Annotated in this window: 1 protein-coding gene; it reads right to left on the reverse strand. The window is 77.2% G+C overall.

Annotated elements, in window-relative coordinates; genetic code table 11:
* Positions 1-150 precede the first annotated feature (150 nt).
* Positions 151-3,177: SAV_2336 N-terminal domain-related protein (locus BZL64_RS40720; RefSeq protein ID WP_208639606.1), on the reverse strand; the 3,027-nt coding region annotated here is incomplete at its 5' end.

Raw genomic sequence — 3,177 nt, forward strand, 5'->3', positions numbered from 1 at the left:
CCGCCGGCGGGCGCCGCCGAATGGGGGTCCGGCCTGTGTCCGGGCGCCCGCCGGCGGACCACTACAAGCCGCGGCGCCCGCAGGCGGGCCTCAACAGGGCGGGGCGTCGGCCGGCGGACCACACAGCGCGGGGCGCCGGCCGACGGACCTCTACAGGGCGCGCGCCGCCTCCAGCACCTCCGTCAGCGACCGCACGGTCACCGCGCACCCCGCTGCCCGCAGGTCCTGCTCCACGGTCGGATTACGTGCGAGGCCGACGAACCGCAGGCCCGCCTGCTGAGCGGCGGTCAGCTCCGCCACCGTCGACCCGATCAGCACGCCGGCGTCCGCCCCGACCCCCAGGGTCCGCAGCGCCCGCAGCAGACCGCCGGGGTCGGGCATGAGCGGCGCCGGATGCGGGCCGCGTCCCTGGACCCCGTCCAACAGCAGCCGGTACGGCGCCACATAGCGGCGCACGGCCTCCTCGCACACGTCCGTCACCACGGCCACCCGACGCCCCGACTCCTGCAACGCGCGTACCAGGGCGACACTGTTGTGGGTGGTCGGCGCGTGGGGGACGGCCGCCAGTTCCAGTTCGTCCAGGCGGGCCCTGAGCAGCGGCCCGAACTCGTCGTGGGCGTAGACGCGCAGCACGTCCAGCGGATGCGTGAGCGCCTCCCGTGCCGCCGGAACCTCTGACGCGTCCCGTGTGACCCGCGTGTTCTCCGCGCCCCGTGGCTCGCGCCGAGCCGCGGCGAGCGCCAGCAGGTTCCGTGCGGCCTCGCGTGCCGCCGACGCCGTGAACAGCCGGGTCACCGGACCGTCGAAGCCGAGCAGTACGGCGTCGGCACCGGCGAGGAGACGGGCAGGCGAGGCCGCCGTCGCCGGGGCGGCAGGCGGCGACGCGGGCGGCGGCGCCCACTCCGGCGCCAGCCGCACCGTGCAGCGCACCGCGAGACCCGGCACCGGCCACCTGCCCAGCTGGGTGTCCAGCGCGCGCTGCGCCCCGGCCGCGCGACGCGGCGAGTGATGCCGGGTGATCCGTGGCGCGGCCTCCAGCAGATGGGCGAGGAGCCGGTCCGCGACCCGCGTGGTCTCCGCCCGCACGAAGGCCACCGGGTCCGCCACCCACCAGGTCAGCTCGGCGGTCCCGACGAACTCGCCCTTGCCCGAACTGGGCAGCGAAACGGGCAGGCCGGCGTGGTGCGGGGTGAGGTCCACCTCGTAGTACGTCATCGGCCGCGCCGGCCGTCCGGCGTGCGGTCCGGCGTGCGGTCCGGCCGGGTCGAGGAGGGTGAGCGGGCCCGCGGACCACAGGTGCACGACGGCGGACCGGCCCGGCACGGGTATGCCCGGCCGCTCGGAGCCCCTGGCGATGAAGGGCCCGCGCACCAGATCCCGCTCCTCCTCGGCGCGCGGCGCGGGCAGCGGGCAGTACCAGGCGAGCGGCGGGGCGTCGGGGGCGGAGCCGTACAGCGGGCGGAAGCGGTGCGGCCCGGCGGCGGCGGAACTGTCGGCGAAGGCCTCGTAGAGGGCGGGCGGCACGAGCACCAGCACGGGGGCGGACGCCTGCGGCAGAACGGCTTCCCGACCGGCTTCCTGACCGTCCGGGACGCCGTCCCGGAATGTCACCCGCAGCCGCGGGGCCGCCTCCGCGCGGTCGGTCAGGGGGCCGGGAAGCCAGCGCAGGGCCGCCGCCAGGACCGGCAGCAGGAAGACGCCGGGGTCGACGCGGACGCGGTAGCCGTCGGGCCGTACCAGCACCTCGTACTGCTGCGGAGTCAGACCGCCGCGGGAGAGGACCTGGTGGACGGCGTACTCGAGACTGATCCGCGCCTCGGGCCGGGTGCCGAGGTCGGCGTCGGTCTCGAAGAGGAGGGTGGGCCGCGCCGTGCCGTCGTGGCAGTCACTCCGCTCCTGACCGTCCTGACCGTCCTGCTCGGCCTGCTCGTCCTGACCGTCCTGCTCGTCCTGCTCGTCCTGCCCGTCCTGCCCGGCCTGCTCGTCCTGACCGGTCTGCCGTACGGGGTCCTCGGCGCCCGCGCCCAGCCGCCGTACCGTTTCCTCGCTGACCGTCGCGAACGCCGCCCCCGCGCTCCCGGTGCCGGTCCGCGCGCGGAACTCGCCCGCGACGAGACCGGCCCGTGCGTCGATGAGGCGGCCCATCCGTTCCAGCAGGTCACGGGTGCGGCCACGCGCGGTGCGCGGGAGGGTGCGCTGGAGCAGCTCGCCGACTCCGGGACGGAAGGCGTACGAGCCGGGCGGACCCGGAATCGCGGTGAGCATGCCGCTGAGGATCACCTCGGCGAGATGCTGCGGGCGCGGGTCGCGCTCCACCGCGCGCTGCACCAGGCGCATCACCGGAACCGAAGGGTCGGCCAGCGCCAGATGTCCCGCGAGGCGGAAGGCCTCGGGGGAGGCCGTGGCCCGGAACCGCAGCACCAGGTCCTTGGCGGGCAGGTCCGCCGGTTCGGTGGCCCGGTCCTGTTCGGGCGGCGCCGGGGACAGCCAGGCCGCCGCGCCCGGGGTGTGCGCGCCGCCGGGGCCGGCCACCAGCGCGGCCCAGTGGGCGAGCCAGCCGGCGCCCGGTTCCAGGACCGGCACGGGGAACGCGGCGGGGTGCGGCCGGGCGGCGTCGGGATCGTAGGGGGCGAAGGTGAGGGCGGCGGGCGGGGCCGCGGCGCCGGGCGAGGCCAGGACGCCCGGCTCGGCCGGGAACGCCGTCGTCGGCCACAGGTGTTCCGGCAGCGGCTGTACGACGGCCAGTGGCATCCGGGACGCCCAGTGCCGCAGGGTGGCGTACCAGCGGGCGCCCGCCGGGCCGGGGCGCCATTGCGGGCCCATGCAGTCGCTGACGACCAGGGTGAGGGTGCGCCCGTCGGCCGGGTCGGGAACGTGCCCTGCCCGGCCGTCGGGACCGGCGGGGTGGAGCGTGACCGTGCGGAAGATGCCCGACTGGGCCAGCACGGTGTGCAGTTCGCGCACGAGGGGACGCCAGACCGGCATGGTCGGGCCGGTGTCGTGCACGAGGGCGAGGCGCAGCCAGCGCTCGCGCGCCGGGCGCAGCACGGGCAGCCAGACGTCCGGGTGCGCGCCGAACCGGGCGATGCGGTCGGCCGTCGCCCGCTCGTCCAGGAGTCGGGCGCGGGCCGCCGGCACCGTGCGCTTCAGGGGGCGCAGGGCGCGCTGGAGGGCGAG

The sequence above is a fragment of the Streptomyces bobili genome (assembly GCF_002154575.1).
Classification (GTDB): domain Bacteria; phylum Actinomycetota; class Actinomycetes; order Streptomycetales; family Streptomycetaceae; genus Streptomyces; species Streptomyces bobili.